Genomic DNA, 2,166 nt, shown 5'->3' with positions numbered 1-2,166 from the left:
CCTCGTGGGCGGGCATGGGGGTGTACGCGGTGCTCGCCGTGTCGTGCCTGGTGTTGCTGCTGCTGCGCAGGATGCCGGCGCCGGCGGGGGTGCGCTGGCGGTTGTTTCGCGGCATGGCCCTGGCGTCGGTGCTGCCCATCCTGGGGCTGGGCGCGGTGACCTCCACGCTCGCGCAGCGGGCCCTGGAGGTGGAGCTGCGGGAGAAGGCACGGCAGGCGGTGGCCGCGGAGACGGCGTGGCTGGACCAGACGGCCACCGTGGCGCGCTCGATGCTGCGTGCGCAGAGCCGGGACGTGGCCTTCGTGGCCGCGGCGCGCGCGGGGAACCACGAGGGCCTTCGCGAGCGGGTGGACCTGCTGGAGAATGACTCCGGCCTGTTCGACGCGGCCTGGGTGCTGGATGCGACGGGGGAGACGCTGGTGACCTCCTCGCGGCTCAAGCGCTCCGGCAACTTCTCCGACCGGGAGTACTTCCAGCAGGCGCTGAAGGGGGGCGACGAGGTGTTGTTGTCGCGGCCCTTCCTCACGATAGCGGGCCTGCCCTTCGTCGTCTTCACCGCGCCGGTGGACCTGGGCGGGGGTGGGCGGCTCATCCTGGTTGCGGGGTTGTCGTTGCAGCGGTTGGGCCTGCATCCGACGCTGGCGTCGCGCAGCTACCACGTGGAGCTGTTCGACCGGCGCGACGGCAGTCTGCTGCGCGAAACGGTCCGGGGCGACGTGCTCACCCGGGCGCCCGTGCTGGGGTTGCTCCCGCCGGAGTCCCTGGCGGCGTCCGAGGGCATGGCGGAGGCGTTCGATGCCCGGGGACACCGATTGATGGTGGCGCACGCGCAGGTGACGGACACGCCCTGGACGGTGGTGGTGACGGCGCGGCTGCGCGAGGCGTTCGCGCCGGTGACGCGCATGGGGGCGTGGGTGGTGGTCATCGCGGTGCTGGCGGGCGCCATCGCGCTGGTGTTGTCGCAGTGGGTGGGGCGGGACGTGGCGCAGCGGCTGGAGGCGCTGCGGGACGGCTTCTCCTCGCTGGGCACGCTGGCGCTGGAGGGCGGTCAGCGGGTGCAGGCCCGGGGAGACGACGAAGTCACCCAACTGGCCTCGGGCTTCAACGACATGGCGGCACGCATCGACCGCACGCAGAAGGAGCTGCGTGAGGCCATCGCCATCCGGGATCAATTCCTGTCCATGGCGAGCCATGAATTGCGCACGCCGCTGACGCCGCTGAAGGCAACGCTGGAGCTGCTCATCCGCCAGTCCGGGTCCGGCCAGGGAATGAACCCGGAGCGGCAGCGCGACATCTTCGCGCGGCTGAACCGGCAGGTGGACCGGCTGACGCGGCTGATTGGCGACATGCTGGATGTGTCGCGGCTCCAGTCCGGGCGCTTCACGTTGACGGTGGCGCCCATGAACCTGGGGACGCTGGTGCACGAGGTGGTGGAGCGCATCGAGTCCTCCCGGCCGGAGCGCCAGGGCCTGGTGGCCCTGGAGCTTCCCCCGGCGCCGCTGGTGGGCCGGTGGGATGAGCAGCGGTTGGATCAACTCTTCACGAACCTGGTGGAGAACGCGCTGCGCTATTCGCCGCCAGCGACGCCCGTGCGGGTGCGGGTGGTGGAGGAGCCGGACGCGGTGCGGGTGGACGTGGAGGACCGGGGCATCGGCATTCCTCAGGAGAGCCTGTCGCAGCTCTTCACGCCCTTCTACCGCGCGCACAATGCCACCGAGCACTACGCCGGAGGCCTGGGACTGGGGCTGGCCATCTGCCGCGAAATCGTGGAGCGCCACGGAGGGCGCATCCAGGTGGCGAGCGCGGGGCTGGGGCAGGGCTCCTGCTTCACGGTGAGGCTGCCCCGGGCCTCCGTGGTGGAAGCCGCCGCCTGATGCGCTACGTGGAGGCCCTTCCGTGCGCGGCGCTGGCGCCGTACGTGCGGTGCTACTGGGCGATGGAGACGTCGGGGCCGTTGCCGGGGCCGCACCGGGTGCTGCCGGACGGGTGCCTGGACATCCTGGTGGACCTGTCGGACGGGGTGCGTCCGAGGGTGGTGGGGGCGATGCGGACGGCGGCGGTGGTGCCGTTGACGGCCCCCACGTCCATCGTCGCGGTGCGCTTCCGTCCGGGGGGAGCGCAGCCGTTCCTGCGGCTGCCGTTGCAGGAACTGACGGACGCGCAGGT

At 71.9% G+C, this 2,166-nt stretch carries 2 protein-coding genes; both read left to right on the top strand.

Translation table 11 applies throughout. The annotated features are described in order from the left end of the window. Positions 1-1,874 (top strand): sensor histidine kinase (locus tag D7V88_RS40880; protein ID WP_147449125.1); only part of this gene is annotated, 1,874 nt, incomplete at its 5' end. Next, the coding region (locus D7V88_RS40875) for a DUF6597 domain-containing transcriptional factor (RefSeq protein WP_341870758.1) at positions 1,874-2,166 on the top strand (293 nt) is incomplete at its 3' end. The genes D7V88_RS40880 and D7V88_RS40875, both read left to right, overlap by 1 nt.

The organism is Corallococcus terminator (assembly GCF_003611635.1).
In the GTDB taxonomy this organism is placed as follows: Bacteria; Myxococcota; Myxococcia; order Myxococcales; family Myxococcaceae; genus Corallococcus; species Corallococcus terminator.
Note: the sequence above shows the minus strand (reverse complement) of the source record. Positions and strands in the feature narration are given on the sequence as shown.